At 40.7% G+C, this 26,370-nt stretch carries 25 protein-coding genes and 1 pseudogene; 17 read left to right on the top strand and 9 right to left on the bottom strand.

From position 1 onward, the window contains the following. Window positions 1-265 precede the first annotated feature (265 nt). From QWY22_RS14085 to QWY22_RS14035, 11 genes and pseudogenes are all read left to right on the top strand, one after another. Window positions 266-1,462 carry a hypothetical protein gene (locus QWY22_RS14085; protein WP_300981453.1) on the top strand — a complete coding sequence of 399 codons (1,197 nt, stop codon included), beginning with the start codon at window positions 266-268 and terminating at the stop codon, window positions 1,460-1,462. 45 nt (window positions 1,463-1,507) lie between these two features. After that, window positions 1,508-2,683 (top strand): amidohydrolase, encoded by a 1,176-nt coding sequence (locus QWY22_RS14080; RefSeq protein WP_300981452.1) that lies wholly within the window; start codon window positions 1,508-1,510, stop codon window positions 2,681-2,683. Window positions 2,684-2,789: 106 nt separating this feature from the next. Beyond that, window positions 2,790-4,088, top strand: a complete 1,299-nt coding sequence (locus QWY22_RS14075) for a M20 family metallo-hydrolase (protein ID WP_300981451.1) — start codon at window positions 2,790-2,792, stop codon at window positions 4,086-4,088. Between the two features lie 166 nt (window positions 4,089-4,254). Next, the gene (locus QWY22_RS14070) at window positions 4,255-4,551 is read left to right on the top strand and encodes an RPC34 RNA polymerase subunit family protein (RefSeq protein WP_300981450.1); all 297 of its coding nucleotides are present in this window, start codon (window positions 4,255-4,257) and stop codon (window positions 4,549-4,551) included. Window positions 4,552-4,816: 265 nt separating this feature from the next. After that, window positions 4,817-5,482 (top strand): YveK family protein, encoded by a 666-nt coding sequence (locus QWY22_RS14065; protein ID WP_300981449.1) that lies wholly within the window; start codon window positions 4,817-4,819, stop codon window positions 5,480-5,482. A 30-nt stretch (window positions 5,483-5,512) separates the two neighbouring features. After that, entirely contained in the window at window positions 5,513-6,508 is a 996-nt protein-coding gene (locus tag QWY22_RS14060) for a GNAT family N-acetyltransferase (RefSeq protein ID WP_300981448.1), read from the top strand. A 53-nt stretch (window positions 6,509-6,561) separates the two neighbouring features. Then, complete coding sequence (locus QWY22_RS14055) at window positions 6,562-7,041, top strand: hypothetical protein (protein ID WP_300981447.1); 480 nt, start codon at window positions 6,562-6,564, stop codon at window positions 7,039-7,041. 31 nt (window positions 7,042-7,072) lie between these two features. Beyond that, complete coding sequence (locus tag QWY22_RS14050) at window positions 7,073-7,390, top strand: MGMT family protein (protein ID WP_300981446.1); 318 nt, start codon at window positions 7,073-7,075, stop codon at window positions 7,388-7,390. Window positions 7,391-7,600: 210 nt separating this feature from the next. Then, window positions 7,601-8,335 (top strand): gamma-glutamyl-gamma-aminobutyrate hydrolase family protein, encoded by a 735-nt coding sequence (locus QWY22_RS14045; protein ID WP_300981445.1) that lies wholly within the window; start codon window positions 7,601-7,603, stop codon window positions 8,333-8,335. A gap of 138 nt (window positions 8,336-8,473) precedes the next feature. Then, window positions 8,474-9,538: pseudogene (gene cax, locus QWY22_RS14040) on the top strand (calcium/proton exchanger); the annotation flags it as partial. Window positions 9,539-9,622: 84 nt separating this feature from the next. Then, complete coding sequence (locus tag QWY22_RS14035; protein ID WP_300984400.1) at window positions 9,623-10,924, top strand: glucose-6-phosphate isomerase; 1,302 nt, start codon at window positions 9,623-9,625, stop codon at window positions 10,922-10,924. 46 nt (window positions 10,925-10,970) lie between these two features. Here the strand turns inward: QWY22_RS14035 and QWY22_RS14030 are convergent, their stop codons facing one another. Then, window positions 10,971-11,387 (bottom strand): hypothetical protein, encoded by a 417-nt coding sequence (locus tag QWY22_RS14030; protein ID WP_300981444.1) that lies wholly within the window; start codon window positions 11,385-11,387, stop codon window positions 10,971-10,973. Between the two features lie 13 nt (window positions 11,388-11,400). Continuing rightward, window positions 11,401-12,858: a helix-turn-helix transcriptional regulator gene (locus QWY22_RS14025; RefSeq protein WP_300981443.1), complete on the bottom strand. Its 1,458-nt coding sequence runs from the start codon at window positions 12,856-12,858 to the stop codon at window positions 11,401-11,403. 255 nt (window positions 12,859-13,113) lie between these two features. Between QWY22_RS14025 and QWY22_RS14020 the strand changes: the two genes are divergently transcribed. Together QWY22_RS14020 and QWY22_RS14015 are read left to right on the top strand one after the other, a co-directional pair. Further along, complete coding sequence (locus QWY22_RS14020; RefSeq protein ID WP_300981442.1) at window positions 13,114-13,659, top strand: YflT domain-containing protein; 546 nt, start codon at window positions 13,114-13,116, stop codon at window positions 13,657-13,659. A 247-nt stretch (window positions 13,660-13,906) separates the two neighbouring features. Then, window positions 13,907-14,845 carry a YflT domain-containing protein gene (locus tag QWY22_RS14015; RefSeq protein WP_300981441.1) on the top strand — a complete coding sequence of 313 codons (939 nt, stop codon included), beginning with the start codon at window positions 13,907-13,909 and terminating at the stop codon, window positions 14,843-14,845. Window positions 14,846-14,878: 33 nt separating this feature from the next. On the opposite strand, the gene brnQ is transcribed toward QWY22_RS14015, so the two are convergent. From brnQ to secA2, 5 genes are all read right to left on the bottom strand, one after another. After that, complete coding sequence (gene brnQ / locus QWY22_RS14010; protein ID WP_300981440.1) at window positions 14,879-16,204, bottom strand: branched-chain amino acid transport system II carrier protein; 1,326 nt, start codon at window positions 16,202-16,204, stop codon at window positions 14,879-14,881. A gap of 120 nt (window positions 16,205-16,324) precedes the next feature. After that, window positions 16,325-16,507: a CsbD family protein gene (locus QWY22_RS14005; RefSeq protein ID WP_300981439.1), complete on the bottom strand. Its 183-nt coding sequence runs from the start codon at window positions 16,505-16,507 to the stop codon at window positions 16,325-16,327. A gap of 115 nt (window positions 16,508-16,622) precedes the next feature. Beyond that, window positions 16,623-16,904 (bottom strand): hypothetical protein, encoded by a 282-nt coding sequence (locus QWY22_RS14000; RefSeq protein ID WP_300981438.1) that lies wholly within the window; start codon window positions 16,902-16,904, stop codon window positions 16,623-16,625. Window positions 16,905-17,117: 213 nt separating this feature from the next. Further along, entirely contained in the window at window positions 17,118-18,017 is a 900-nt protein-coding gene (locus QWY22_RS13995; RefSeq protein ID WP_300981437.1) for an accessory Sec system S-layer assembly protein, read from the bottom strand. Continuing rightward, window positions 18,014-20,365 carry an accessory Sec system translocase SecA2 gene (secA2, locus tag QWY22_RS13990; RefSeq protein WP_300981435.1) on the bottom strand — a complete coding sequence of 784 codons (2,352 nt, stop codon included), beginning with the start codon at window positions 20,363-20,365 and terminating at the stop codon, window positions 18,014-18,016. The genes QWY22_RS13995 and secA2 overlap by 4 nt, the downstream gene beginning before the upstream one ends. A 231-nt stretch (window positions 20,366-20,596) precedes the next feature. Between secA2 and QWY22_RS13985 the strand changes: the two genes are divergently transcribed. Beyond that, window positions 20,597-21,673, top strand: a complete 1,077-nt coding sequence (locus tag QWY22_RS13985; RefSeq protein WP_300981434.1) for a glycosyltransferase family 4 protein — start codon at window positions 20,597-20,599, stop codon at window positions 21,671-21,673. Window positions 21,674-21,747: 74 nt separating this feature from the next. Here QWY22_RS13985 and QWY22_RS13980 read toward each other — a convergent pair whose 3' ends face one another. Together QWY22_RS13980 and QWY22_RS13975 are read right to left on the bottom strand one after the other, a co-directional pair. Continuing rightward, a complete protein-coding gene (locus QWY22_RS13980) occupies window positions 21,748-22,785 on the bottom strand; it encodes an LCP family protein (protein WP_300981433.1) in 1,038 nt (345 codons plus the stop codon). 157 nt (window positions 22,786-22,942) lie between these two features. Then, window positions 22,943-23,578 (bottom strand): YigZ family protein, encoded by a 636-nt coding sequence (locus QWY22_RS13975; RefSeq protein ID WP_300981432.1) that lies wholly within the window; start codon window positions 23,576-23,578, stop codon window positions 22,943-22,945. Window positions 23,579-23,737: 159 nt separating this feature from the next. Between QWY22_RS13975 and QWY22_RS13970 the strand changes: the two genes are divergently transcribed. The 3 genes from QWY22_RS13970 to QWY22_RS13960 all read left to right on the top strand — a co-directional run bounded on the left by QWY22_RS13970 (window position 23,738) and on the right by QWY22_RS13960 (window position 26,270). Further along, on the top strand, window positions 23,738-24,883 hold the full coding sequence (locus QWY22_RS13970; RefSeq protein ID WP_300981431.1) for a sensor histidine kinase: 1,146 nt from the start codon (window positions 23,738-23,740) through the stop codon (window positions 24,881-24,883). Between the two features lie 27 nt (window positions 24,884-24,910). Continuing rightward, on the top strand, window positions 24,911-25,585 hold the full coding sequence (locus QWY22_RS13965; RefSeq protein WP_300981430.1) for a response regulator: 675 nt from the start codon (window positions 24,911-24,913) through the stop codon (window positions 25,583-25,585). Window positions 25,586-25,709: 124 nt separating this feature from the next. Next, a complete protein-coding gene (locus QWY22_RS13960; RefSeq protein ID WP_300981429.1) occupies window positions 25,710-26,270 on the top strand; it encodes a YybH family protein in 561 nt (186 codons plus the stop codon). Window positions 26,271-26,370 lie beyond the last annotated feature (100 nt).

Here is a 26,370-nt window from a genome sequence, read left to right as displayed (position 1 = left end):
AATAAACCTGCAAAAGTACATAGCAGCAAAAATTGAAAGAATAAGTTATTTCACTAAAATTAATATTTTGATGCAAAATGCAACGAAAAAGAAGACATAACTGAATGGAAAAGGTCCAGATCCGCTGATTTTATTATAATTTCAAAATAGTCGTTAAATTCTATTTAATAAGCCGTTATTTTATGCTAATATTGCAACAACACTTTAACTTATAGAAGCATGGTGAGAGTTGAAGGAATTAGTTAAAGGAAAAGGAGGATGTAGGATGGCACAGATGTTGGCATTGACGATTTTGGTATTTATTTTATTTATCGGCGAAGTTGTATCGATTCGCACAAAAGCTTGGATTCCTTCGATTTTTATAAGTGGGGTATTATTCTTGCTCGGATATTGGACATTCTTTCCGCCGGACATTGTGGCGATTGCCGGAGTGCCGCCAGCTGTCGTAACGATGCTGATTTTCCTATTGATTACGAACATGGGAACGTTGTTGTCCCTTCAGGAACTAAAAGCGCAGTGGAAGACGATTTTAATTGCTTTAGCGGGGATTTTAGGAATCACTGCTGCGCTTTTCAGTATCGGCATGCTGTTATTTGATTTTCAAACGGTGATTGTAGCGATTCCGCCATTAGTCGGTGGAGTGGTTTCCGCCTTGATCATGTCTGAAGGCGCCCAAGCTGCAGGGCTTCCGACGCTGGCCGTTTTTGCCATCGTAATCTACGTGATGCAAGGCTTTGCAGGCTACCCATTGACTTCAATTATGCTGAAGCGTGAAGGCCGTTCGCTTCTGCAGAAATACCGGAACAACGAGTTGACAGAACGGGTATTGGTAACAGAACAAAAAGGCACACCGACACAAGAAGTGAAAGAACCGAAAATGTTCGCGAAGATGCCGGATAAGTACAATACAGATTTCTTTAAGTTTTTCCGCCTGGCGCTGGTCGGGTACTTGGCTTACCTTGTATCGGATGTGACGGCTCCTTTTGTGGAAATCAGTCCGTATGTCTTATGTTTGTTCTTTGGTGTAGTGGCACGAAGCATCGGCTTCCTGGAACGCCATCCGCTGCAAAAAGCAAACGGTTTTGGTTTTGCCATCTTGGGCTTATTGCTGTTTGTGTTTGATGGATTGAAAAATGCGACGCCAAGCATGATGCTCGAAATCATTTATCCGTTAGTCGCTTGTATTGCGCTTGGAGTTGCCGGAATGTACATTTTCTCTTTCATCGTCGGCAAGCTGCTGAAAGTCAGCAAAGAAATGGCGTTTGCCGTTTCACTGACTGCGCTTTACGGATTCCCTGCGGATTACATCATCACCGTTGAAGTGATCAATTCATTGACGAAAGACGAAAAAGAGCGGGATGTCTTGACGAGCCACATGCTGCCGCCGATGCTTGTAGCGGGCTTTATCACCGTAACCATCGTTTCCGTCATTTTAGCGGGAATTTTCGTTGGGTTCCTGTAAGAATAGCTGATAGCCAAGCAGATTTACATTAGGAGGATCAAGTACATGATTAACGAAACCATCAAGAAAGCCATCCAGGAAAACAGTGAAGAAATGATTGCCATCCGGCGCAAACTGCACAGTGAGCCGGAATTATCCTGGGAAGAGTATGAAACATCGCAATTTGTATTTAACTACATGACAGAGCTTGGAATTGAATGCCGAAAAACGGAACCAACCGGTGTAATTGGCACGCTGAAAGGCGGTAAAGAAGGAAAAACCGTCGCGCTCCGGGCTGATATGGATGCTTTGTCGGTAGAAGAGCTGAACGTCGATTTGCCATATAAGTCGGTTACATCGGGCAAAATGCATGCTTGCGGCCATGATGCCCATACATCGATGCTGCTGGCTGCCGCTAAAGCTTTAGTTGGCGTTAAAGAACAACTGCCCGGTTCGGTCCGTTTTATCTTTCAGCCGGCAGAAGAAGTGGCCACTGGAGCCAAAGCGATGGTGGAACAAGGGGCTGTAGAAGGTGTCGATGATGTGTTCGGCATCCATATCTGGTCTCAAATTCCGTCGCATAGTGTGGCGTGCAACCCAGGTCCTTCGTTTGCATCGGCTGATATTTTTAAAGTGCATTTTAAAGGGCAAGGCGGACATGGCGCAATTCCGCAAAATTCAATTGATGCCGCGATCATTGCGTCATCTTTTGTCATGAACGTTCAGTCTGTGGTGTCCCGGACAATCGACCCGCAGCAGCCGGCGGTTGTTACAGTTGGCAAAATGGTCGTAGGCACACGTTTTAATATTATTGCCGAAAATGCTGAGATTGAAGGCACTGTCCGCTGCTTTGACGCTGAAACTCGTGACCATATCGAAGAGCAGCTGAAAATTTATGCAGACAATACAGCGGCAATTTATGGCGGGACAGCAACGGTTGAATATATCCGAGGGACGCAAGCGGTTATTAATGGTGATGAAAGTTCAGAACTGGTGCGGCAAGTGGCGGCTGAAGCATTTGGCGAAAATGTGGTTTACGATGAAAAACCGACAATGGGCGGAGAAGATTTTTCCTTCTATTTGGATGAAGTCCCTGGCAGCTTTGCACTCGTGGGCAGCGGCAACGCTGAAAAAGACACGCAATGGGCTCATCACCACGGAAAATTCAATGTGGACGAAGAAGCAATGGCCACCGGCGCCGAGCTGTACGCCCAATACGCTTGGGCATATTTGAATAAATAAAGTTCAAGCTAATTTTTCAACAAGTTTTTTATATTCAAAAACATTATGGCGGCGTCCAGCAATGGACTTCGCCATATTGAATTTAACCGATTGGAGGGCTTTGACAATGGCAGTACATAATCCGGTGTTTGAAGATTTGATGAAAGACTATGACAGCACGTTTTCCCATTCCGGAGTCAATGGAGAGCGGCTCGCCCGCAGGCTGTATGAGTTGTCGCAAATTGGATTTACACAAGTTGGAGGCGTAAAGCGCCCCGGTTTTTCAAAGGAAGAAAAAACGGCGAAAGCACTCGTGAAAAAATGGATGTATGAAGCGGGGCTGGAAGTCACGGAAGATGGAGCTGGAAATGTTAGAGGGCGTTTACATGGGAACAATAGCGAAGCAAAAGCGATTGCTTCAGGGTCCCATGTCGACAGTGTTCCGAATGGGGGGAATTTTGACGGCCCTTTAGGCGTCTTATCGGCTCTCGAAGTAGTTGAATCATGGAAAGACACAGGATATGCTCCTGAAAAACCGTATGAAGTGATTGTTTTTACAGATGAGGAAGGGTCCCGTTTTAATAGCGGTTTAAGCGGAAGCCGGGCTATGGCAGGAGAAATAGGTGAGGAAGAAATGTTGCAGCTTCGCGATTTTAATGGAGCGGATCTGGAACAAGTGCTGCAGGATTATGGCAGCTCGCTTGAGGCTTTTAAAGAAGCGAAACGGGATGTCACGGAACTGGAACTTTTTGTGGAAGTGCACATTGAACAAGGGAAAAAGTTGGAACGGGACAATCAGCCTGTTGGCATTGTCAGCGGCATTGCCGGGCTTGCCTGGTTAAAGGCGGAATTTATTGGAGAAGCGGGGCATGCCGGCAATACGCCGATGGCCGGCAGACGCGATCCGCTCGTAGCGGCGGCTGAATTCATTCAGAAGGTTTCCGGATTTCCGGAACAAGTCAGTGAAACGGCAGTGGCAACTGTTGGAAAAATGGAAGTGTATCCTAACGGCGCTAATGTGATTCCGGAGCGTGTGGAACTGAATGTGGATATACGGGACATCCAGGAGCAGACGCGTGACCGCTTGGTGGACATGATCGCAAGTGAAGCTAAGAGGATAGCGGAAAGCAGAGGTATAAAAGTGAATCTTCATGAAAATACAAAAATCCAGCCCATTCCCATATCTGAAAACCTCAAGGGCGAGCTAGCAGATTCCTTAACGAAGTTTGGGATTGCCCCGACCTATATTCCAAGCGGTGCAGGGCATGATGCCATGGTTCTTGGACGCCATATACCAGTGGCCATGCTATTTGTCAGAAGCAAGGAAGGCATTAGCCACAATCCAAAAGAATGGTCCTCACTAAATGATTGTGTGACCGGTGTGCACGTATTGAAAGACTTTATTGAAAAAGCGATGAAGGAATAAGAGTGAAAGTCAAAACCCATCATATTAGTGGATGGGTTTTTGATATTTCTAAAACAAAAAAGTGAACTTTTTACGAAAAATTTACATATTAAGTGAATAATCAGTAAAATTGAGGGTATATATGTAAATAAGAAAAATAAAAAGTAAAGATATAGGAGGCGACGATATGGTGTCGACGAGGCTTAAGATTTCTGAAATGCAGCCCTTTATGGATCACGAATTGATAAAAGAAAGTCGTATATGTTTTATGAACGAGCCAGATCGAATAGCGGAAACGGGTGAAAGATTCATCAAATATTTTTTAAGGAATTCCACTCCTGAAGGCGTCCTTTTTAAAACAATAAAAGAAATCACAATAGAAATGAATATACCGCATCAAAATTTATCGCGTGTATTGAAAAACTTAGAAAGCCACCAAATTATCTACCGAAGAAATGGAATCATTGGCTTATGGATGGATTAGCGGAAAGCATCACTTCTAAATGAAGTGGTGTTTTTTTGTGTATTCAATAATATAGTAAAGGTAATTTATACTACAATATACCTAAATCAAGAAAGAGTTCTATATTTAAGAGTCTAATTACTTAGTATTAATAATTTTTTTATTTTTTTTTTATAAAAAAGTGTAGATAGGACTAAGAAAGTATGATATAAATGAACTACAATTATCTGAATTTTAAGAAACCTAATATTTGCTGATGCAATATGCTTAAAAGGAGGGATATTCTGTGGGCCAAAAAATATTGATTTTCACTATTATGCAAAACTTGAGGAAACGACTGAAGCTAATTTTAGGCATCACATTTCTTTCAGTAGGAGTGGTATGGTTTTTAATGCAATTTATATTAACTCCAGAGTACAAAGCAACCAGCCAAATTTTAGTTGAAAAATTAACAAGTATTTCTCTGCCGGCAGATATGCCTTTGACAGAGCAAGACCCTCAAGTAGCAGATATGTATAGCATTGCTTTAAGAAGCCCAGAAGTTTTAGGAAAAGTGATAAAAAAATTAGAGCTTGACATGAACATTAATGAGTTACATGAGAAAATCACTGTTTCTGAAGCTATTGATTCTCAAGTATTGAATATTACGGTTACAAGCTACGATAAAGAAGAGGCAGCCCAGATTGCCAATACGGTTGCTTTAACGTTCAAAGAAGAAAGTCCCAACATAATGCAAACAAAAAACGTATCGGTTATACCGTCCATAACCGATCAAGCGAATGCTTCACCTTTTGAAAACAGTATTGTTTTCAGTTTAGGAATGGCTGGAGCATTTGGCTTCATAATTGGAACTTTAATTGCTTTCATAATGGAAATGATGGATACACTCTTTAAATCTGGACGTCGGGAAAGTAAAGATACGGCGACTAAGCTGCAAACGGTTTTTAAATAATCTTGAACTGAAGAAACAGGGGTGAAGTACATGTATGAGGTTATTGCCATACAAAATCATATGCGCTGGCAAAAAATTCTCGACTTTTTTCAAGTCACAGACATTTATTACACGAGCCAATACTTTCTAAGCGCTATGAAATTAGACCCCGGTGAATCTTTAATGTTTTATTATACCGACGACGAGGGAGAAGTAGTCTATCCTTTCATCAAGCGAAAGATAGAAAATGGTAATCCGGGATATTTTGACCTTACCACGCCATTTGGCTATGGCGGACCTTTGCTTAAAGCTAAGAATAATGCAGCAAAACTTGCCGCTAATTTCATCATGGAATTCGCTGCCTTTTGTGAAAAAGAAAAAATAATTGCTGAATTTATCCGTTTTCACCCTCTTATAAATAATGCACATTTTTTTGAGAATCATTTAAAGCTGCTGCCTTTATATGAAACGTACACGATTCAACTAGAGCAACCCGGCGGCGGAAAAGAAGAGCTGGTGGATTTCGAGAAAGACGGAATCATCATTAAAAAATTGGGTACGGTCCGCCACATGTTTGAATTTCTTGTTTTGTACTATTCGGCAGTGCGGAGAAGAGAAGAAGCGGATAGTTATTATTTTTTTACGAATGATTATTTTGAATCGCTTATCAGTTCACTTGGGCCGAATCTGCATCTCTTTGGCGCGTATAGTGGCAACAAATTGGTTTCAGCGTGTTATGTACTGACAAAGGGAGATACAATTTATCACCATTTGGATGGATGCTTGGCAGAAGCGGAAGATTCTGATGTTATGAAAGCATTATTATTAAAAGTGGCACAGTGGGGGCGTGACAATGGCTATACTCTCTTCCATCTTGGAGCAGATTACAAAGGGGAAGAAAGAAAAATTTCGCAACTGAAAAAAAGCGTAGCGAATCAAGAGCCTTCCATCTTTTATATATGTGAAAAAATTCATAATACCTCAACTTATAAGAAGTTAATCTCTGTAGAAGAAATTGATGTCATCAAAAGATATCGAAACGTTTAACAGTGACTAAGCACGGCGGTGATGCAACAGCCGCTTCAGGAGGAGGAATCGCTATGAGATATTTACAGTATAAAGGAGTTATTGAACGCGAATATAAGAAGTCGTTGAAAAAAATTATGTATGAATTGTGTGTGGAACAAGGGTTAAGTGCATCTCAAGGTGCAAAAAAACTAGGAGTTGCCAAAGAATTGTTTGTGTACTGGAGACACCACTACCGCTATGAAAGAAAGCAATTACTGTTTGATCAAACTGTAAAAGAAGTAGATAAATTAGAAGAAGTTTATGCAGAAGACGCAAAGTCGATTCATTTAAACCAATCTTTCCTTCATGAAAACGAGAAGTCACTTAGTGGTTTAGAAGAGCTGGTTGACCATATGGTTGATTATTACAAAGCGCTTCATTACAATAGTAAGGGCTTGGCACTTGAAGCTGCAAAACTTCCGCTGTACGAATTTAGCCGAGGGGTTGTAGAACGTTATCGCCAAGGGGATTTGTTGGCTGAAGCTAAGGCGCACAGAAAAATTACCGAATAAATAATGAGTGAGTCAGTCAGGTGGATTAGCAATGCAGGCGTTTACGGAAAAGGCACTTCAAACAATTAAAAGCATTCCGAGTGGAAAAGTGATGACATATGGGCAAATCGCTGCCTGTTCCGGCAGTCCGAGGGGAGCAAGGCAAGTTGCAAGGCTGCTGCACAGTATGAGCGGCAAACACCAGCTGCCCTGGCACCGTATCGTCAATTCACAAGGGCAAATTGTTATTCGGGATGAAGAAGCCCGCTATGCACAGCAAGCATTTCTTGAAGGAGAAGGAGTAGAAGTGGATAAGCGGGGGAAAATTGATTTGAAACGGTATCAATTCAATCCGTCCGAAACTCCATAAAATGCTTTTCATCATCCCTTTATTTCAGTTGAAGAATTGGCCGACGGCTTTCAAGGTAGTTTCTTTCGGAAGAAAGTATCTTGAAAGCCGTTATGCATTGTTGCGTTTAAGCCAGTATCCTCTTTTATGTTTTTGTAGCGTTTACTTTCTATATGCTTGGGGTATATAAAAATGGTATGTTTTTTAAAACGAAAAGAGGAATTTAAATTTATGAAGAATGCACTTAAACCAGTCATTGGAATAACAGCACGTGTTGAGAAAGATCAAACGTACACACTTGACCCGGTCTATGGAAAAGCTATCTTGCAGTCAGGCGGATTGCCGCTGATTGTTCCAATTGTTGATGAAGAAGACATTCCAGCCCTTTGCGAACGTTTAGATGGGCTTATTGTTACAGGCGGCGGCGATATCAATCCAACCCTTTACGGTGAAGAGCCGCATGTCCGTTTAGGTGCAGTTTATCCTGGGGGAGACCAGTATGAGAAAGAATTGATCTTGAATTTTCTAAAACTGGATAAACCGTTTATCGGAATGTGCCGAGGCTTTCAAATGCTGAATATTGCATTAGGAGGTACAAATTACCAGGACCTTGAAGCCCAATTTGAGGGTTCATTATACCAGCACAAGCAATTAGCAATGCGGACTCACCGCACGCATTCAGTAGAACTTGAAGAGGACAGCCAATTGCTTGGGATTATGGAGGAAAAGAATTTCCACGTCAATTCTTTCCACCATCAAGGAGTTAAAGATGTTTCAAGTGAATTGCGAGTAGCTGCCCGCGCGGCAGATGGCTTGGTTGAAGCGCTTGAAAGTGACAAACATCAGTTTGTCATGGGAATTCAATGGCATCCGGAAGAATTTGCCGTTCAAGGCGACGAAGCTTCAAAGAAATTATTTGACCGTTTTGTCAAAGAATGTGCAAAAGACAAAGGCCAAAATCAGTAAATGTAAAAGCACCTCTTTGAGGTGTTTTTTTCTGTCTTTTTACAAAAATAAAACATGAGCTAATTTGTTTTGCTTTACCTCCGGAAACGCGTTAATTTTTTAAAAAGAAGGGTATGAAAGCATAAAACGAATTTAGGAGAGGTTTGTATGAATCGTATATTTGGCATCATTGTAGTGATTGGTGTGCCGCTAACCATCATCGGTTCGTTCCTGCATTGGCCTAGCGTAGCTATGTTTATCATTTGTTCAGTCAGCGTGGTCGCCTTATCAAGCTTTATGGGACGGGCTACGGAAAGTTTGGCTATTGTCAGCGGTCCGCGCATCGGTGGCCTTCTCAACGCTACTTTCGGAAACGCAGTAGAACTCATTATCTCCATTTTTGCACTGAAAGCGGGTCTGATAGGTGTGGTGCTTGCTTCTCTTACCGGATCTGTACTGGGAAATTTGCTGCTGGTCGGTGGCCTTTCATTTTTCTTGGGCGGCATCAAGTTCAAAAGACAAAAATTCAGTATCCATGACGCTTCTCACAACTCCGGATTATTGATTTTTGCGGTAGTGGTCGCTTTTGTTATTCCAGAAATTTTTTCGGCAACCATGAACGAAGCGGAAACGATCCAATTAAGCGTGGGCATTTCCATTATCATGATTTTGCTTTATTTAGCCGGGTTGTTTTTTAAATTGGTTACTCACCGCGGGGTCTATGCCCATGCTGATCCCGAAACAGGCTCTGAACATGAAGAGCCGGAATGGTCAAAGCGCAAAGCTATAATAGTTTTGTTTGCTGCTACTTTGGTTGTAGCTTATGTCTCAGAAAATTTAGTTCATACATTTGAAGAAGTTGGCCAGCAGTTTGGATGGTCTGAATTGTTTATCGGGGTCATCATTGTTGCCATTGTAGGGAATGCGGCAGAGCATGCTTCAGCGTTGATTATGGCAATGAAAAACAAAATGGATGTAGCAGTGGAAATTGCAATTGGCTCCACTTTGCAAATTGCCATGTTTGTCGCCCCTGTTCTTGTATTGATTTCCCTGTTCATGCCCACTCAGATGCCTCTGGTCTTTACCATATCGGAGCTTGTGGCGATGATTACTGCGGTATTTTTAGCCATTAATGTAATGAATGATGGAGAATCCAACTGGTTTGAAGGATTAACTCTATTGGCTGCTTATCTAATTATGGGAATTGGATTTTATTTGTTGTAAAAACGTAAGACTTTTTACATATCTATTATTGCTAAACCTAAATCATGATAAACTGAAGATATCAAAAAAAGGGTGGTGGTTTTCATCGGAACAGTGTCTTTAAATAATAAGTATGCTGCACAGTTCATTGAACAAGACGAAGTTGCAGCAGTACAGGATTTTATCGCAGCGACGCATCAAAAGATTCACGGAAAAACTGGAGCCGGAGCTGAATATCTGGGCTGGCTCGAATGGGCATCAAATTTTGATCAAAATGAAATGGCGCGAATAGAGGAAACTGCACAAAAGCTTCGGACGAAATCTGATGTATTGATCGTTATTGGCATTGGCGGCTCTTATTTGGGTGCAAAAGCGGTGCAGGATCTTCTTCAACCGTCTTTCGGTTTGAATGAAATGGATGTTATTTATGCAGGCCAAAACTTAAGCGGCCGTTATCTGCAGGAACTTTTGGCTTATATTGAAGGAAAAGAAGTAGCGTTGAATGTCATTTCGAAATCGGGTACCACTACCGAACCGGCAATCGCATTCCGTGTGCTGCGTGCCTGGATGCAGGAAAAATACGGGGAAGAAGCGGCTGACCGTATTATTGCGACTACAGATAAAACGGAAGGCGCACTTCGCAAATCGGCGGAAAAGAGCGGCTATACCTCGTTCGAGATTCCTTCTGATATCGGTGGCCGTTATTCGGTTCTGACAGCTGTCGGCTTATTGCCTTTGGCCGTAGCAGGAGTAGATATCCGAAAATTGGTTGAAGGGGCAGCCCACGCGGAAAAGGAATTGGCAGTTCCGAATGTTTTCGAAAACGATGCTTATCTTTATGCGGCTTACCGCCAAATTCTAAATGCAAGAGGTCATTCCATCGAAGTGATGGCCAGCTTTGAACCCGCAATGGCAGGTTTAAATGAATGGTGGAAACAATTATTCGGTGAGAGTGAAGGGAAACAAGGGAAAGGCATTTTCCCAGCATCTGTTATTTACTCGACGGATTTGCATAGCCTGGGGCAATATCTTCAAAATGGGCGCCGGACATTATTTGAAACAATGATTAGTTTTACAGCAGACGAACACGAAAGCAAAATTCCATTTGATGAAGAAGATGGAGACGGCTTAAATTACTTGGCTGACAAAACAATGCATGAAGTCAATCAACAAGCGATGAACGCTACTGCATTAGCGCATGTTGAAGGAGGAGTTCCAGTCCTTACGCTCGAAGTAGAACGGATGGATGCTTTCCATACGGGCTATTTGCTCTATTTCTTCATGAAGGCTTGTGCAATGAGCGCTTACTTATCCGGAGTGAATCCGTTTGATCAGCCCGGAGTGGAATTGTACAAACAAAATATGTTTGAATTGCTTGGAAAGCCCGGCTATGAAAACAAAAAATAACTAAAAAACAGCAGCCGCTCCGAGGAGCAGCTGCTGTTTTTTTGAGTTAAGCTTTAAAGTTCTCTTTTACGGACCAAGGTTCAGGGACGCGCCAGTTGGCAACTTCAGTTCCAACGGACCAAGGTTCAGGGACGCGCCAGTTGGCAACTTCAGTTCCAACGGACCAAGGTTCAGGGACGCGCCAGTTGGCAACTTCAGTTCCGACGGACCAAGGTTCAGGGACGCGCCAGTTGGCAACTTCAGTTCCGACGGACCAAGGTTCAGGGACGCGCCAGTTGGCAACTTCAGTTCCGACGGACCAAGGTTCAGGGACGCGCCAGTTGGCAACTTCGGTACCAACTGACCAAGGTTCAGGGACTCGGAATCCATTTGCTACATCTTCATTTTCAGTAATCGCATTACCTAAAGAAAGACTAGTTAAAGCAATTATCGCGGTAAAAAGCAAACCAGCACTCTTTTTCATCTACCTTCACTCCTCAGCTTTTTCTAATTAAATTTTTGTAAGCTCTTTGAGAGTTTCTGTAATATTCTGCAGATTTTTCATAAAGGGCTTGTTTGTAGTATACATTACCCAGCTGACTATAAAAATATCCCAGTTCATAAAAATTTTTGTGATTCTCCAAACTTGGGATTAAATAATTCAGTGTTAAGTGTTTAAACTCTTTAAAGTTATTATTTATTAAGTGAATTAAACACATAAACTGTATATAAGATTCTTTAAAAGCCTGGTTAGTGGGAGAATCTAAACTTAAATTTTTAGATTTAATGAGTGTAAGCCCTTTTTCTCCACATTTTTTTGCTGACTCCAAGTTATCTAGTTCTAAATCTGACATAATAATTAAGCAATAGCTTAACAGACTATCAGCGATATATTCAGGAGGAATGAAAGTTAAAGCAGTTTCCATATGTTCTTTTGCTAATTCATATTGCTGATTAAGGAAATAGTTATAGCCAAGGTTATATTCCGTAGTAAACTTTAAAATCTCAACCTCAAGTTTTCTTCCAATTGTCGAAGCATTTTGGTAGTGCTCTATAGATATCTTATAATTGCCTAATCTATTATGAGTAATTCCCATATTGATATGGCATTCAACGATTCTTTTAGGGATGAATTCTTGTTGATAAATTTTCAGAGCCATTTCTGTATATTGAAAAGCTAGTTCTGTTTCCCAACATTGTGTGGCTGTTATTCCGATAGAGTAGAATAGGTCTCCTTTTTCTGAAGAACTAGAACCATTAGGAGCTATTTTTTCGGCCATTTGATATGTTTTAAGTGCTGTTTCAAAATCATTTAAGATGTAATGATAATTCCCTTTATACTTATGAAACAGATAAAACTGCTCCTGGTTCATAAATTCCTTAAAGCGATCCATTTCCTTCAACTTTTCTTCCGCGCTGTCCAAATCTCCTGTAATTATGAAATAGCGGATTTGCTGGATGTTGTATTCCAGCTCGATATCCTCATTTACAAACAACAAAGGATGATCGTGGATATCGGCGTACTGTTCCATGATCTTTCCTTTGTTTTGTGGATGGAGCAATGAAGTTTTAAAGTTCTTGACCAAAACATGGCCAATCGGATTTTCTTTTGGAGCCAAAGAAATTCCAAGCTTTTTGCACAACGCTTCTAAATCGCGCAAAGACGGTTCTTTAAGGCCCGATTCTATTTTTTTCAATTCTCTCGATGAGAGAATCCCTGAAGCGGTTTCTTCTAGGCTGATTCTTTTTTTCAGCCTATGGTATTTGAGGCGTAAACCAGTATTCATTGATTCTCTCCTTTCCATTTGAATGGGCATTATATCGGTCATCCATGTAGGAGAGTTCTTTTCCAACATCGCAGCGGCTTCTGAAAAATTAAAAGTTGAAAGATTGTTAAGTACTATAATATCCGCCTCCACAACTTGTGTTTTACGTAACTTATCTATAGTCCTCATGATAGCACCAATATTCGAAATATACTGCCTTTTTAAGTCCTATTTTACAAATAAAAATATAAGGTAAATTATACCTACAAGGGGAATAATTATAATGTAAAAGCAATTACTAAAAAATTTCTTGCCCCCTTTTCTAGAGGCATACAACTACAAAGAGCTGATTTATCATTAATACCCACTGCTTGCTAATCTAAGTTTAAAGCTTCTAGGGTTAAGGGTAAAGATAGAAAAATACTTTATCTTGGAGGTTAGCTCATGGGCTATGAAAAAAAAGTGCTTGCAGTCGTTTATGCTGAAAATGATTTATTAAATAAAATCAACGATTTAAAACAGCAAGGCTATGATGAAAGTGAAATCCATGTCATGGCAAAAGATATGGACCAGTTTGATCGCACTGAACATCAAACGGATGTGGAAACCGAAGACGCAGGTTCGTTCAAAGAAAAATTTAAAGGCATTTTCTCCAGCCACGATAATGGAGGCGGAGTGAAGTCGTTGGATCTTTCAGATGAAGAAACGAAGCGGTATTCCGATGAAATCGATAAAGGCGGCATTCTTCTCTATGTCCATGGTGGCCGTAAGGGCATTGATGAAGTAATCGAGGAAAGCCATTTCCGGGACCGGGATGGCAACCCGGTTCAGGCTTCGACAAACGAATATGTAAATTCGGTAGATAATACATTTGATGATCCCCAAGACCGATTTGATCGAGGAGAATCATTTCAGCATGATCCGCTGTTAATGAAAGAGGAAAACCACATTTCCTTTACCACACAGCCTGAGCATGACAAAAAGAAATAAATAAAATGCTTTAAAGAAACAGTAATGTATTTTTAATAAAAAAACAAGAAACCTTTGCCAATTTATCCAGGCAAAGGTTTCTTAATGTGCGTTTAGCTTGCAAGCGAACGACTGAAATCTTGAGTAGAATCCTATTGACTAGTAATACATAGTTGAAAGGAACTTCTTTGGATCTGAAAGGAGAGGTTTTAGCTTTCCGAGGCTAAGGGTAGACATATATTAAATCGATTTACAGGAGGCTGAAAAGATGAATTCAAGAAATCGAGATTTTATATTGGTATACAGTCAAGAAGAAATGCTGAGCAAAGTGGAAGAGTTGAAAATGCGAGGCTACCGGGAAAGCGATATTCATGTATTAGTAGATGACGATTCGGTACTGGGCGCAGTTGATGACCGCCATGAACTGCAAACTCATGAAACCGGTTCTCTTGGAAACAAATTCAAGACTTTCTTTACGGGCAAAGACTCTGTTCGGGAAGAGCTGAAACAAATGGATCTGGAGCAGCGTGATATCGACTTGTACCAGGAAAGCCTTGAGAATGGGGCAATCTTGCTTTATACAGAAAGCGGTTCATCGAGAGAGCAGGACAATTATTCATCGTTCGGCGATGATACGCGAACAGTCGACAGCGATGAAGCAAAACGCAATACGGCAATGGCGCCTTTTGGCCGCGATATCGAACGGGATGACCGGAGACACCGGGATGAAAAAATCCACGATAAAGACGTAGTTGGCACCGATCATGGAACGACAGGCATCCGTTCCGATGAAATCTATACAACAGAAACTTCTCGCGAAGAGCAACATGGCTTTCCGAGTAATGGCGGTAAAGCCCAGGATTCCCGTTTAAAAGGAGACAGCATCCACCCGACGACCGGCAGCAGAACTGCTGACGAAAGCAATCCAGAAGAAAAGCTGATGGAACACGAGCCGGGGCTCGGAGCTGATACGGGCCAGGACATCATCAATTCTGACGATGGGGTCCATAGAAGACAGGATGATCAATCTCCAGGAGTAGATCCCAACTTGGGGCCGGCGCCATTTGGGCGTGACTCCGAAGAAGAGCATTTACTAGCAGATCGCGATGACAATTTTGAGGAACCGCGAAACCCGAGAGATGGAAGATCGCTTCATGATGAAGCAGATAAAAAACCAGGCACTCCACCTACGCCTAAGTTATTTTAAACCAAAAAGAGCCTCCATTGTGGAGGCTCTTTTTTAATTGTTGCGCTTGTTTAATTGTGCAATTGCGATGCCGATCAACGTTCCGGCAATGGCAGGTACGACCCAGCCAATTCCTTGTGCGTGCAAAGGAAGGAATTGGAATGCACGATCAATGCCGCTAAAGGAAATTCCGGCAGAACGGAGGCCGTCAAATATACTGATGATTGCCGTTAAAGAAAGAGCAAGCACATAAACGTAAGGCTTCCGGTCAAAAATGCGGTCAAAGAACGACAAGACGACAAGAACGATAGCGATTGGATAGATTGCCAATAGGACCGGCAGGGAAACGGCAATTAGCTGAGTCAATCCGGCATTGGCTATAATCGTGCTGAATCCGGCGTAAATGAACACATAAGTTAAATAAGAAAGCCTCGGGAAAATTTTATGTGAAAACTGAGCGGTAGCGGCCACCAACCCGATGGAAGTGCTTAGGCATGCAAAAAGAATGGCAGCGGCCATAATAAGGCCGCCCATTTCACCGTACAAAACACGTGATGCCATGGCAATGATGGTTCCGCCATTTTCTTGGAGGCCGACTGCATCGACGCTGGTGACACCTATGTAACTCAAAGACAAGTACACGAGCCCTAATCCCACAGCAGCAATAAAGCCGGCAAAAGCAGTCGTTTTAAGGATGCTGTTTTTGTCTTCGACTCCTTTTGAACGAATGGCTTCGATAATGACAATTCCGAAAACAAGTGCAGCAATTGCGTCCATGGTTAAGTAACCTTGCAGAAAACTTTCAAAAAAAGCATCTGTTTCATAATTTCCGACGGGTTTGTTAATTTCGCCCATGGGAGTGAGCAAGCTTTTCACTGCCAATAACCCAATTACCAGAATTAATAGAGGCGTCAATATTTTACCGATGCGGTCAACGAGCTTGGATGGGTTTATGGAAAATAAAACGGTAACAGTAAAAAATATAATAGTAAAAATAAATAACGACCAAAATGACGAGCTGGCACTGGACGAAAGGAAAGGCGCAATTCCGATTTCAAATGACACGGTTGCTGTACGCGGTATGCCAAAAAACGGGCCAATTGCCAAATAAACGATAGAGGTAAAAATAATGCCGAATACGGGATGGACCCGACCTGCAATCGTTTGTAAATCTCCACCGGCTTTTGCAATCGCCAAAATGCCCAAAAGCGGAAGTCCGACCCCCGTCAACAAAAACCCAATAATAGCTGGTACAATATTGTCGCCTGCCAGTTGGCCAAGATAGGGAGGGAAAATGATATTGCCGGCTCCTAGGAAAAGGGCGAAAAGCATCAACCCTACCGTGATGGATTCACTCAAAGAAAGCGTTCTCTTTTGCATCGTAATGCTCCTTTTTAAATCAATATGCGCAAGAACATATTATAACCGATATCCTGAATTTTAGAAAACTTTAATTAAAACAAAAAGATCCGGCTGCTTGAGCAGCCGGATCTTTAAATATTATTTATTGTCTTTTTTAAAGTCGCCGACCTTGTCTTGAAGATCGCCTTTTGCTTTATCCATTTTGCCTTCTGCCTGTTTTTTATGGTCTCCAGTAGCATTGCCGATTTGGTCTTTCATTTCGCCTTTGCCTTTGTTTACTGCACCTTTTAATTTATCAGACATGCCTTCGCTGTTGCTCATCAAAAAACCTCCTGTTTTAATGTCTTACTATCTGTATAGCCGTTAGGAAGAAAGTTAAACATCTGGAAAGGCCGGAAAACCTTCCGGCATAGTGCCAGAAGGTTTCGGAAGTAAATTATATAAGTGCGGCTAGAGTGTCTTTCGCAGCATCCTGCACGCTGCTGCAAAAATCCTGTTCTGCTAATCGCTTTAAAGTAGTCAGCGGGGTATGGGGATTCTCCGCTACGCCTTTTCTCACTTCAAAATGCTGGTCCATGGACAAATCGACAAGTAACCCTACACAAGTGATAGATTTAGCCAAAGTCGCGCGTTTTTCATACTGCATTTTTAAAACAGCAGCTTCATCCCATGGCGTCCATTCAATCAACTTTGCATAAAATTCCAGATTGCCATTCATTTTGGTTTACACCCCTAAATAATAATTGTTGTAATATTCAAACTATAGTTATATTATAACATATTCTGTCTGGGAAAGTACTAAATAAGTTTTATTTAAAAGAACTATAAGTCATAGATAAATCTGCTAGCAAGGAAATAGTGGCTATCTAATCTAAAAAAAATTTTAGGAAATTAAAAAGCTACCAAACCCTTTTAGGCTGGTAGCTTTAAGTCATTTTGGAATACGTGCAGTCCATTTAGATAAATCTGGATTATTAATATTAATCATCTGTTTAGGAAAAATAAAGGTCCAAGGTTTGGAAGAATTTGCTTTAACAAGTAGACTGTCAAGTTTGAAAGATCCTTTTGCCACTTGATTGCCGCTTGCATCCAAGATTTCAAGAGGAATTTTATCTAATTGAATTTGCCGCGTATTAGCGTTGCGCAAAAATACCGAAGCAGCTAGACTTCCATCTTCTGTAATATCTGCTTGAAAACCGGTGATATTAAATACTCTAGGTTTTAAATCGGGTAACTCTGTGATGAGTTCCTGTAAAGCTTTTATCTGATCTTCGGGCAACGCTTCACTCCAAGAAGGGTCTAAATCGAGAGAATGAGGAACCAAAGAACGGACATTGAATGATAAAGTCCAATCACTTGTCGGCACAAGGGAGTTAACAATGTTTTTCTTTTCAAATTTAAAGATCCAAGGTCTGTTTGATGCAGCGGGTAAAGTGCCCATTTCTGATAAATCAAATTCTTGTGCAGCTAGAATAGTTTCATCCGCGTCTAATACCATGAGTTCTACTTTTCCAAGTAAAACAGGTCGATCTAAAGAAGAACGCAGAAATGCTTGAACATTCCAAGCTCCAGAATTTTGTTCTTCATCAATATCAATACCAGATAATGATAATTGATCTGCTTTTAAAGGTGGCAGGTCATTTGATAAAAACTTCAAGACATATTCTTGTTCTCTACTAATATTCCATTCGGGTGAAATCGATAATGTAGTTGTTACTTCATTATCTGCTTCTTTACTATTTAACAAGCCTTCTTGCATTAATTCAAAAGAATCTACAGTAGAATCGTGTCCGGTTTTTGTTGTTTTTTTAAAGAATGAAAAAATATTCATACTGTCTTCTCCTTTTCTTCCTTATCAAGATTACGTAAAAAGCTGAGTATTTCAGATGCGACTGAAAACCTTAAGCTTTGGAAGTTCATTTCAAAAAGCTCGAGTCCTTCTCGCTGATATATTCTTAACGGATCTTCTTGTTGATACGATCGTAAACCGATACCTTCTTTTAAATAAGACATTGACTCTAAATGCTTCACCCAAATTTGATCAATATATACTTTCATTACATAAGGCAGCGTTTTTTGAAAGCGTAGATTATCTTCATGTGCAGTAATTAAATTCAAAGAGTCTTTAGTTAGGGATTTTGCTAGAGCCTCTATTTTACCAGCTTGAATATCTAGGCCGACAAGGTCCTGTTTTTGTCCTAATAATTGCTGCATCGAGTACTGCAGTTCCTTTGCATTATGACCTTCAATCATTAATTGTGAAAGAAGATATGCTGTCCCATCCATTACCATATCCTTTAAAATTTTAGTATTATCTGCACCGTCTAATATACGTGAGCGTAAATCATAAATAATTTGGCGCTGATCATTTATAACGTCGTCGAGTTTTAAATTATATTCACGCATTGAAAAGTGAGATCCTTCTACTATGCGCTGTGTCCGTTCAGTTAGTTCCTGAACTTCTTTATTCAACACTTCGCCTTCGGAAGTTGTTGTAATTTTTTTAGCGAATTTTTCAATCTCTTCTTTCGCAAAGCGTTTGAACATATCATCTTCCAAGGAAATGACGAACTGTGTAGAACCAGGGTCACCTTGACGACCTGAACGTCCACGCAATTGATTGTCAATTCTACGGCTTTCATGTTTTTCTGTTCCGATTACATGAAGGCCTCCGATCGAGGACACTCCATCACCAAGCACAATATCTGTGCCTCGGCCTGCCATATTTGTGGCAACAGTGATTTGATTTAATTGACCAGCCTGTGAGATGAGTTCAACTTCTTGTTCCACGCTTTTAGCGTTTAAAAGCTGAAAATTAAGGTTTTCACCTTTTAAGTATTTAGCAACTTCTTCAGATTGAAGGATAGAAGTTGTCCCGATTAAAACGGGTTGTCCTTTTTTGTGATGTTCCAATACTTGCCTAGTTACTTCTTTATATTTCTGTTCCGATGTCTGAAAAACTCGATCTGGCAAATCGATTCGAAGACGAGGGTTGTTGGTTGGTACTTGAAGGACACCCATTCTATATACGTCCATAAATTCTTTCTCTTGTGTTTTTGCAGTTCCCGTCATTCCAGAGAGAATCGGATACATTCTAAAATAGTTTTGAATTGTAATTTGTGCCTGAGCTTTATTTTCTTCCGTTACTTCAACTTTTTCCTTAGCTTCAATTGCCTGGTGGAGTCCATCAGATAAAGTTCTGCCGTCCATTGTCCGACCAGTAAACATATCAACTAAAACAATTTTTCCGTCTTTTACAATATAATCAACGTCCTTTTTAAACATAACTCGTGCACGTACAGCCATGATGACATAATGATAGAGGGTTTGATGCTCCAATTCATATAAATTATCAACACCAAATGCTTTCTCCACTTTTTCAATACCTGTTTCGGTTAAAGACGTAGCTTTCGTTTCTTCGTCGAAATCGTAGTCAATGTCTGCGACAAACCGGGAGGCAAGCAACGCACTTACTTCATGAAGTTCAGTACTAGCTTTCATTTTACCGGCAACAATCAAAGGAGTTTTTGCTTCATCGATTAATACACTGTCTACTTCGTCAATAATTGCATAGTGGTAAGGACGTTGAACTTGATTATCTTTGGTGTCAACCATATTGTCCCTCAAGTAATCAAATCCAAATTCAGTACCAACTCCATAAGTGATATCTGCAGCATAAGCATCTTTCTTATCTTCACTATCCATTAGAGGGAGGTTTAAACCAACTGTTAATCCTAAAAAACGATGGATTTTTCCAATTTGCTCAAAATCCCGATTAGCTAAGTAATCGTTAACGGTGATAATATGAACACCTTTACCTTCTAAAGCGCGTAGATATGCTGGAAGGGAAGCTACAAGTGTTTTTCCTTCTCCAGTAGGCATTTCTGCTATATTGCCTTCAGCTAAAACTAATCCGCCGATTAACTGTACATCAAAATGACGCATATTTAAAATCCGTTTAGATGCTTCTCTTACAACGGCAAAAGCATCAGGTATAATTTTTTCTATTTTCGTATTGTTCTGTAATTTCTCTTTAAACAAAGGCGTCATTTTTTGGAGTTCTTCATCGCTCATAGCTTGGTATTTTTCTTCAAGCTTGTTTATTTCATTGACAATTTTATTGTATTTTTTTAAATGTCTTGTAGAGTATTTAGTAGAACGCTTTAATAACGTTACCATGTATAGTAGTCTCCTTTGTTGGCTCTGTTAATACTTAACTATTTTATCAAACTTTACCCATAAACTCCATTCAATCTCGAAGAAACCTTTTGAATTAAGAGACGTCTTAAATTCAGAAGAAGTGATTAATTGACATAACGTTGGCAAATGCCTTTATTTATTTATAAGATATGTTATAATCAATATGGATAGATATGTGAAATTTAGAAGTAAGAAGTAAGGAGGAAAGACATGCTTTACCTAACATTGGTTATAGCATTTATTGCTTCAATAGTTCTGACTCCGATTGTTAAGCGGTTAGCATTCCGGATAGGAGCAGTTGACCGTCCAAATTATCGAAAAGTTCATGCGAGAATAATGCCGCGTTTAGGCGGTTTAGCTATATTTGGTTCTTTTGTAATAAGTTATTTTATCTTTACGCCTGAAGAATCCATTTCAAACGCTGTAGAACCAGCTTTCATTCCAATTTCTATTGCAATATTAATTGGAGCATTGCTTATAACAATAACTGGTTTTCTAGATGATATGTACGAAATTACAGCAAAGGCGAAATTATTAGGGCAGTTTGTCGCTGCTGCTATTGTTGTAATTGGCGGGGGATTGGAGATTTCCTTCATTAATTTACCATTTGGCGGCGAGTTGGATTTTGGGTATTTCAGTATTCCTTTAACTATTATCTGGATTATTGGGATAACAAATGCTATTAACCTTATTGACGGACTAGATGGTCTGGCTGCAGGAGTCTCAACGATCGCTTTAGTTACTTTAGCAATTATGGCTTTTATCATGGGTGATCCTTTTGTACTTGCTTCTGCTGCAATTCTAGCAGCCAGTTCTATGGGATTCTTATTTTACAATTTCCATCCGGCGAAAATTTTTATGGGTGATACAGGAGCATTATTTTTAGGATTTATGATTTCAGTACTTGCTCTCATGGGTTTCAAGAACGTAACGGTAGTAGCATTAATTATACCGATCATTATGCTAGGAGTACCAATCTCCGATACATTTTTTGCTATAGTCCGAAGAGTCCGGGAAAAACAGTCAATTTCAGCAGCAGATAAGTCACATTTGCATCACTGCTTATTGAACATTGGATTTTCCCATCGTCAGACAGTATTGATTATTTATGGGATTGCGGCATTGTTCGGATTGGCGGCTTTATTGTTTTCCCAAGCTACTTTGTGGGGCGGAATTTTACTCATTAGTGTTATGCTTGTCGCAATTGAATTGTTTGTAGAGGTAGTTGGTTTGGCTGGTAAGAACTATCGTCCACTAATTAACCTTGTTAAATTTATTGGAAAATAAAAAGATCGACAGCTAAGTAGAATCTAGCTGTCGATCTTTTTGTGTACAAGAAAAAACTGCAGCAAAGCTGCAGATTAGAAATCATCCTTTGTCATTCGTTCGGCTAAATCAGTTTCACTATTGTCCGAAAGAGTGGAGGTATCTGGTTGAAGCCCTAAATGACTTTGTAATATATCTTGAACTTCATTTAAAGATTCTTCATTAAGTTGCCAATAATAAATACCTGTAGACATATCATCTTGTCCATCTAAAGTCAGTGTATCTATATAAGGCTTACCCTCCTTGGCATATTCAAAAAATGACTGCATATTCTTGAAAGTCAAGTTGGTTTTCATATTATCGCCAATGGCATCGATAACATCTCCGTATTTTGTTAGAGAAGAAGTTGATAAAATTTTATCCATAATGCTTTCAATAATTACTTGTTGGCGTTTTCCGCGCTCGATATCGTTATCGTAATGTCGGGTTCTAGCTAGTGCAAGTGCTTCGCTTCCGTTTAAAGTCTGATAACCCTCTTTTAAAACAATGGCATTCTTTTTGTCGTTTTCATCCTGTTCCTTAAAATCATAAGGCACATTCACCTCAATGCCATCAAGTGCATCTACCACATCAATGAAAGCATCGAAATTCATTCGTACATAGTAGTCAACTGGAACTTCCAATAACTCTTCAACACTTTCGATTGTAGAGCTTGGTCCATTCAACGCATAGGCATGAGTAATTTTATCTTCATGTCCAGCATCTGGTATATAAGCATAAGTATCACGCGGAATGCTTACCAACTTAATCGATTTATCCGCATTGTTTAACGTAGCAAGAACCAGCGCGTCCGATCTGATATTATCCGTGTCTTGATCCCGTTTTTCACTGTCATCTACACCGATGAATAAAATAGACACATTATCGTGCAACGGCTCTACTTGTTCATCTCGCAAATCAGACATTTCGCGGTCGCCCGCTGTTTCAAACGACCGGTCGGCCGCCAACTCTGCTTTTTTCAATAAATAGATCCCAAAAGCCGAGCCGCAAACAAGTACCGAAACAATCATTATAGCAGCAATTTTAATGGCCAACCTTCTCGACTTGGTTTTCCGGTGTTTTTTACGATTCATGGTTATAGCTCCTCTATCTCGGAATGGGCTAACCGAATAGTCAATTGGCTTCATCCAAACTTTCAAATGTATAAGTGAATTTTGTAGGACTTTCGTACATAGTTACTTTGGTTCTGTCTATTATACAGTGAGACAGGAAATCCGTAAATGAAAATGATTAATGGATTTTAAATTCCAGAAATTCGCTTTTCAAGCTCTCAATGGTAGCTTGCCCATTCGTCATTTCATTGATCCAGCCGGTAAAATCATCCCTTTTATCTCTTGGCACATAGATCAGTAGCGCGACTCCGTCCGTATACTGAATGTCTTTTAATGGGTAGTCAGAATTCCGGACTTCATTTTCCATTTTCCCGAGCCAGTTGTAATCAATTGCCACCTTCATCAAATAATGAAGCCTGCGTTCAACCACGCCCGATGCTGCAATTGCTTCTGTCGTTGCTTTGCCGTATGCACGGATCAAGCCGCCGCCTCCCAGTTTAATGCCGCCAAAATAGCGGGTAACGACGACAACTGCATCTTTTAAGCCTTGTTTTTTTAATACTTCCAACATAGGAAAACCGGCAGTGCCGCTTGGTTCACCGTCATCATTCGCTTTTTGGATCGAATCGTGTTCTCCTATTAAATAGGCAGAGCAATTATGATTGGCGGAGCGGTGTTTTGCTTTAATCGATTCGATAAATTCCAAAGCCTCTTTTTCAGTTTCAGCCCGCTTAGCATAGCCAATAAAACGTGATTTTTGTATAATAATTTCACATTCTGTTAATTCGCCGATAGTTTTGTAATTTTCTCGCATTTTGACTCCTCCTGGTGTAAAATGTAATCAGACAATTTGTAATGTGTTTTTAATACGCCGTTGCTTACAAAGTGGTATACTTGTGTAAGCTGTAACAGGCATAAAGGTGCAAGGAATTTTCCCGAATACACAGTTAAGTATAGCTAAGGCGGTTTTAAAATGGCTAAAAAATTCGATGTTAAAGCCTTAAATTCCATTTTTGAAGATGTACTTGAAAAAATGGAAAGTTCTAAGCAGGATATTTTTGTCATCAGTGAAAAAAGTCGCCAAAGTTATGAAGATATGAAAGATGAACTTGAAGATGTGCGAACGAATATCACCCGGGTAATCAAAACCGGGGATTCGCTGGAAGAAAAGACCCGGGCGGCTCGCAGGCGCCTTGCTGAAGTATCTCAGTCTTTTAATTCTTTCTCCGAAAGCCAAGTGAGGCAGGCCTATGAACAGGCTAATGAACTTCAAGTCCAGCTGTCAGTTAACCGTTCGGAAGAAAAACAGTACCGCCAAAAAAGGGATCGGCTGCAGCGCAGGCTGCAGGCACTGCTTCAGACGATTGAACGGGCAGAACATCTGGTCAACCGATTGAATATCACCATCAATTATTTGGGTTCTGACCATCACGAGATTGGCGAGGCGGTTGACAGCGTTAAGCTAAAGCAAGATTATAGCCTTCGGATTATTGAAGCGCAAGAAGAAGAGCGTAAACGGCTGTCCCGGGAAATTCATGACGGGCCCGCCCAAATGATGGCAAATGTACTGCTGCGCTCTGATTTGATTGAAAGAACTTACAGGGAAAAAGGGCCGGAACCGGCTTTTAAAGAAATATCTTCGTTAAAAGAAATGGTCCGGGATGCACTTACTGAAGTCAGAAGAATCATTTACGACTTGCGTCCGATGGCTCTCGACGATTTGGGGCTTGTCCCGACACTGAAAAAATACTTGGAAACAATTGAAGACTACAACCAGGGAACTCGGCTGCTGTTCCATACAAGCGGAAAAGAAGTCAGGCTGCCTGGAAATTACGAAACGTCGATTTTCAGATTGGTGCAGGAAGCCGTTTCAAATGCCATCCGGCATGGCAAAGCTTCGTCCATAGAAGTAAAAGTGGAATGGCTAAAAGACCATGTCACCCTGGTAGTAAAAGACAACGGTTCAGGGTTCGACCAAAGCATTGTAAAGAACCAATCATTCGGCTTGATCGGAATGAAAGAACGCATTGATTTAGTAGACGGCGATTTTTACATAAACTCATCTCTGGGGAACGGAACAGTGTTGATGTTTCAAATCCCGTTGAAAACGGATGGATAAGATAAGGTATTTGAGGAGGACAACATAATGACAAAAATTATTATTATTGATGATCACCAGCTATTCCGCGAAGGGGTAAAACGAATTCTTGACTTTGAAGATTCGTTTGAAGTTGTCGCAGAAGGCGGAGACGGCACAGAAGTGACGAAATTATATGAAGAGCACCGCCCTGATGTGGTATTAATGGATATTAATATGCCGCAGAAAAATGGTGTAGAAGCAACGGGTGAATTGATGGAGAATTACCCGGATGCAAAAGTCATTATGCTGTCAATTCATGATGATGAATCGTATGTTACCCATGCTTTGAAGACCGGGGCGCTTGGCTACATGCTAAAAGAGATGGACGCAGAAGCGATCATCCAAGCCATCAAAGTCGTGGCAAAAGGCGGCTCGTATCTGCATCCAAAAGTGACCCGCAACCTGGTAATGGAGTTCCGCAGATTAAGCGAACGCGAAAACAAGGGTTCGTTCCACCAAACAGAAATCCGTCGGCCTTACCATTTGCTGACGAAACGTGAAAGTGAAGTCCTTCAATTATTGACGGATGGCCAAAGCAACCGGGTAATCGGAGAAACATTGTTCATCTCTGAAAAAACGGTTAAAAACCATGTTTCGAGCATTTTACAAAAAATGCAAGTGAATGACCGCACACAAGCGGTAGTGACAGCGATTAAAAACGGCTGGGTTGAAGTAAGATAAAAAATCACTCTTAAAAAGGCTTGCGGCTTGCTGCAAGCCTTTTTTGGTGAAAGGAATTTGACACAGTTTCTTCATTGTATTTAATGAGGCCCTATGTCAAAATGAACCGCAGGAGGTATGTGTGATGAAAAAAATAATGATTGTTCTCGCCCTATTGCTCATGCTGGCTGCATGCTCGAATTCAGAGGAAGCTACTGGAAACCAGAATACAGCGAATGATGGGAATTCAGCGAATGAAAATAATGCAGTCGACCATGGCATTGAAGATAAAGAAGTAGGGTTCACATTGGGAGACGATGGGAAAGTTATAGAAGCAGATGTGCCTGCAGAAGAGGCGGCTGCCATTCTAGCGGCTTACCAGGAATATATTGACGCTTTTAATGCAGAAAATCTGGATCGTTACATGAATGTCATTTCGGAAAATCCTGAAGGCTTTGACCGGGAAGAAGACCGAAAAGCATTGGAAGATACTTTTGCGGCTTATGATACAACTTACAAAACGAGCGATGAAACCATCGTGAAGTATGAAGAAAATAGAGCTGAAGTATATGCGACAAACATCGTAACTGTGAAGGATCCGAATTCCGAAAAAGCCACTGAGCAATCGGGGCGCCAAGTAGTTGTCTTCAAAAAAGAAGGAAATGAATGGCGTGTCAGCAGCTTGCACTTTATCGGCAACCAATGAAAACCCTCCTAGTCCTGAAGCTGGCCTAAGTTTAAAAATGCTGGCTGGAACAAATGCATGTAGAGAAACTTTCTGGGAATTTTTCCAGGAAGTTTTTTTA

Origin of the sequence: Planococcus liqunii (genome assembly GCF_030413595.1) — a bacterium.
In the GTDB taxonomy this organism is placed as follows: Bacteria; Bacillota; Bacilli; order Bacillales_A; family Planococcaceae; genus Planococcus; species Planococcus liqunii.
This window is presented reverse-complemented; position numbering and strand designations above follow the sequence as displayed.

Bases quoted from the DNA above. Each gene is read 5' to 3' on its own strand.
- QWY22_RS14085 (WP_300981453.1), top strand. From the start codon at position 266: ATGGCACAGATGTTGGCATTGACGATTTTGGTATTTATTTTATTTATC.
- QWY22_RS14080 (WP_300981452.1), top strand. From the start codon at position 1,508: ATGATTAACGAAACCATCAAGAAAGCCATCCAGGAAAACAGTGAAGAA.
- QWY22_RS14075 (WP_300981451.1), top strand. From the start codon at position 2,790: ATGGCAGTACATAATCCGGTGTTTGAAGATTTGATGAAAGACTATGAC.
- QWY22_RS14070 (WP_300981450.1), top strand. From the start codon at position 4,255: ATGGTGTCGACGAGGCTTAAGATTTCTGAAATGCAGCCCTTTATGGAT.
- QWY22_RS14060 (WP_300981448.1), top strand. From the start codon at position 5,513: ATGTATGAGGTTATTGCCATACAAAATCATATGCGCTGGCAAAAAATT.
- QWY22_RS14055 (WP_300981447.1), top strand. From the start codon at position 6,562: ATGAGATATTTACAGTATAAAGGAGTTATTGAACGCGAATATAAGAAG.
- QWY22_RS14050 (WP_300981446.1), top strand. From the start codon at position 7,073: ATGCAGGCGTTTACGGAAAAGGCACTTCAAACAATTAAAAGCATTCCG.
- QWY22_RS14045 (WP_300981445.1), top strand. From the start codon at position 7,601: ATGAAGAATGCACTTAAACCAGTCATTGGAATAACAGCACGTGTTGAG.
- QWY22_RS14030 (WP_300981444.1), bottom strand. From the start codon at position 11,387: ATGAAAAAGAGTGCTGGTTTGCTTTTTACCGCGATAATTGCTTTAACT.
- QWY22_RS14025 (WP_300981443.1), bottom strand. From the start codon at position 12,858: ATGAGGACTATAGATAAGTTACGTAAAACACAAGTTGTGGAGGCGGAT.
- QWY22_RS14020 (WP_300981442.1), top strand. From the start codon at position 13,114: ATGGGCTATGAAAAAAAAGTGCTTGCAGTCGTTTATGCTGAAAATGAT.
- QWY22_RS14015 (WP_300981441.1), top strand. From the start codon at position 13,907: ATGAATTCAAGAAATCGAGATTTTATATTGGTATACAGTCAAGAAGAA.
- brnQ (WP_300981440.1), bottom strand. From the start codon at position 16,204: ATGCAAAAGAGAACGCTTTCTTTGAGTGAATCCATCACGGTAGGGTTG.
- QWY22_RS14005 (WP_300981439.1), bottom strand. From the start codon at position 16,507: ATGAGCAACAGCGAAGGCATGTCTGATAAATTAAAAGGTGCAGTAAAC.
- QWY22_RS14000 (WP_300981438.1), bottom strand. From the start codon at position 16,904: ATGAATGGCAATCTGGAATTTTATGCAAAGTTGATTGAATGGACGCCA.
- QWY22_RS13995 (WP_300981437.1), bottom strand. From the start codon at position 18,017: ATGAATATTTTTTCATTCTTTAAAAAAACAACAAAAACCGGACACGAT.
- secA2 (WP_300981435.1), bottom strand. From the start codon at position 20,365: ATGGTAACGTTATTAAAGCGTTCTACTAAATACTCTACAAGACATTTA.
- QWY22_RS13985 (WP_300981434.1), top strand. From the start codon at position 20,597: ATGCTTTACCTAACATTGGTTATAGCATTTATTGCTTCAATAGTTCTG.
- QWY22_RS13980 (WP_300981433.1), bottom strand. From the start codon at position 22,785: ATGAATCGTAAAAAACACCGGAAAACCAAGTCGAGAAGGTTGGCCATT.
- QWY22_RS13975 (WP_300981432.1), bottom strand. From the start codon at position 23,578: ATGCGAGAAAATTACAAAACTATCGGCGAATTAACAGAATGTGAAATT.
- QWY22_RS13970 (WP_300981431.1), top strand. From the start codon at position 23,738: ATGGCTAAAAAATTCGATGTTAAAGCCTTAAATTCCATTTTTGAAGAT.
- QWY22_RS13965 (WP_300981430.1), top strand. From the start codon at position 24,911: ATGACAAAAATTATTATTATTGATGATCACCAGCTATTCCGCGAAGGG.
- QWY22_RS13960 (WP_300981429.1), top strand. From the start codon at position 25,710: ATGAAAAAAATAATGATTGTTCTCGCCCTATTGCTCATGCTGGCTGCA.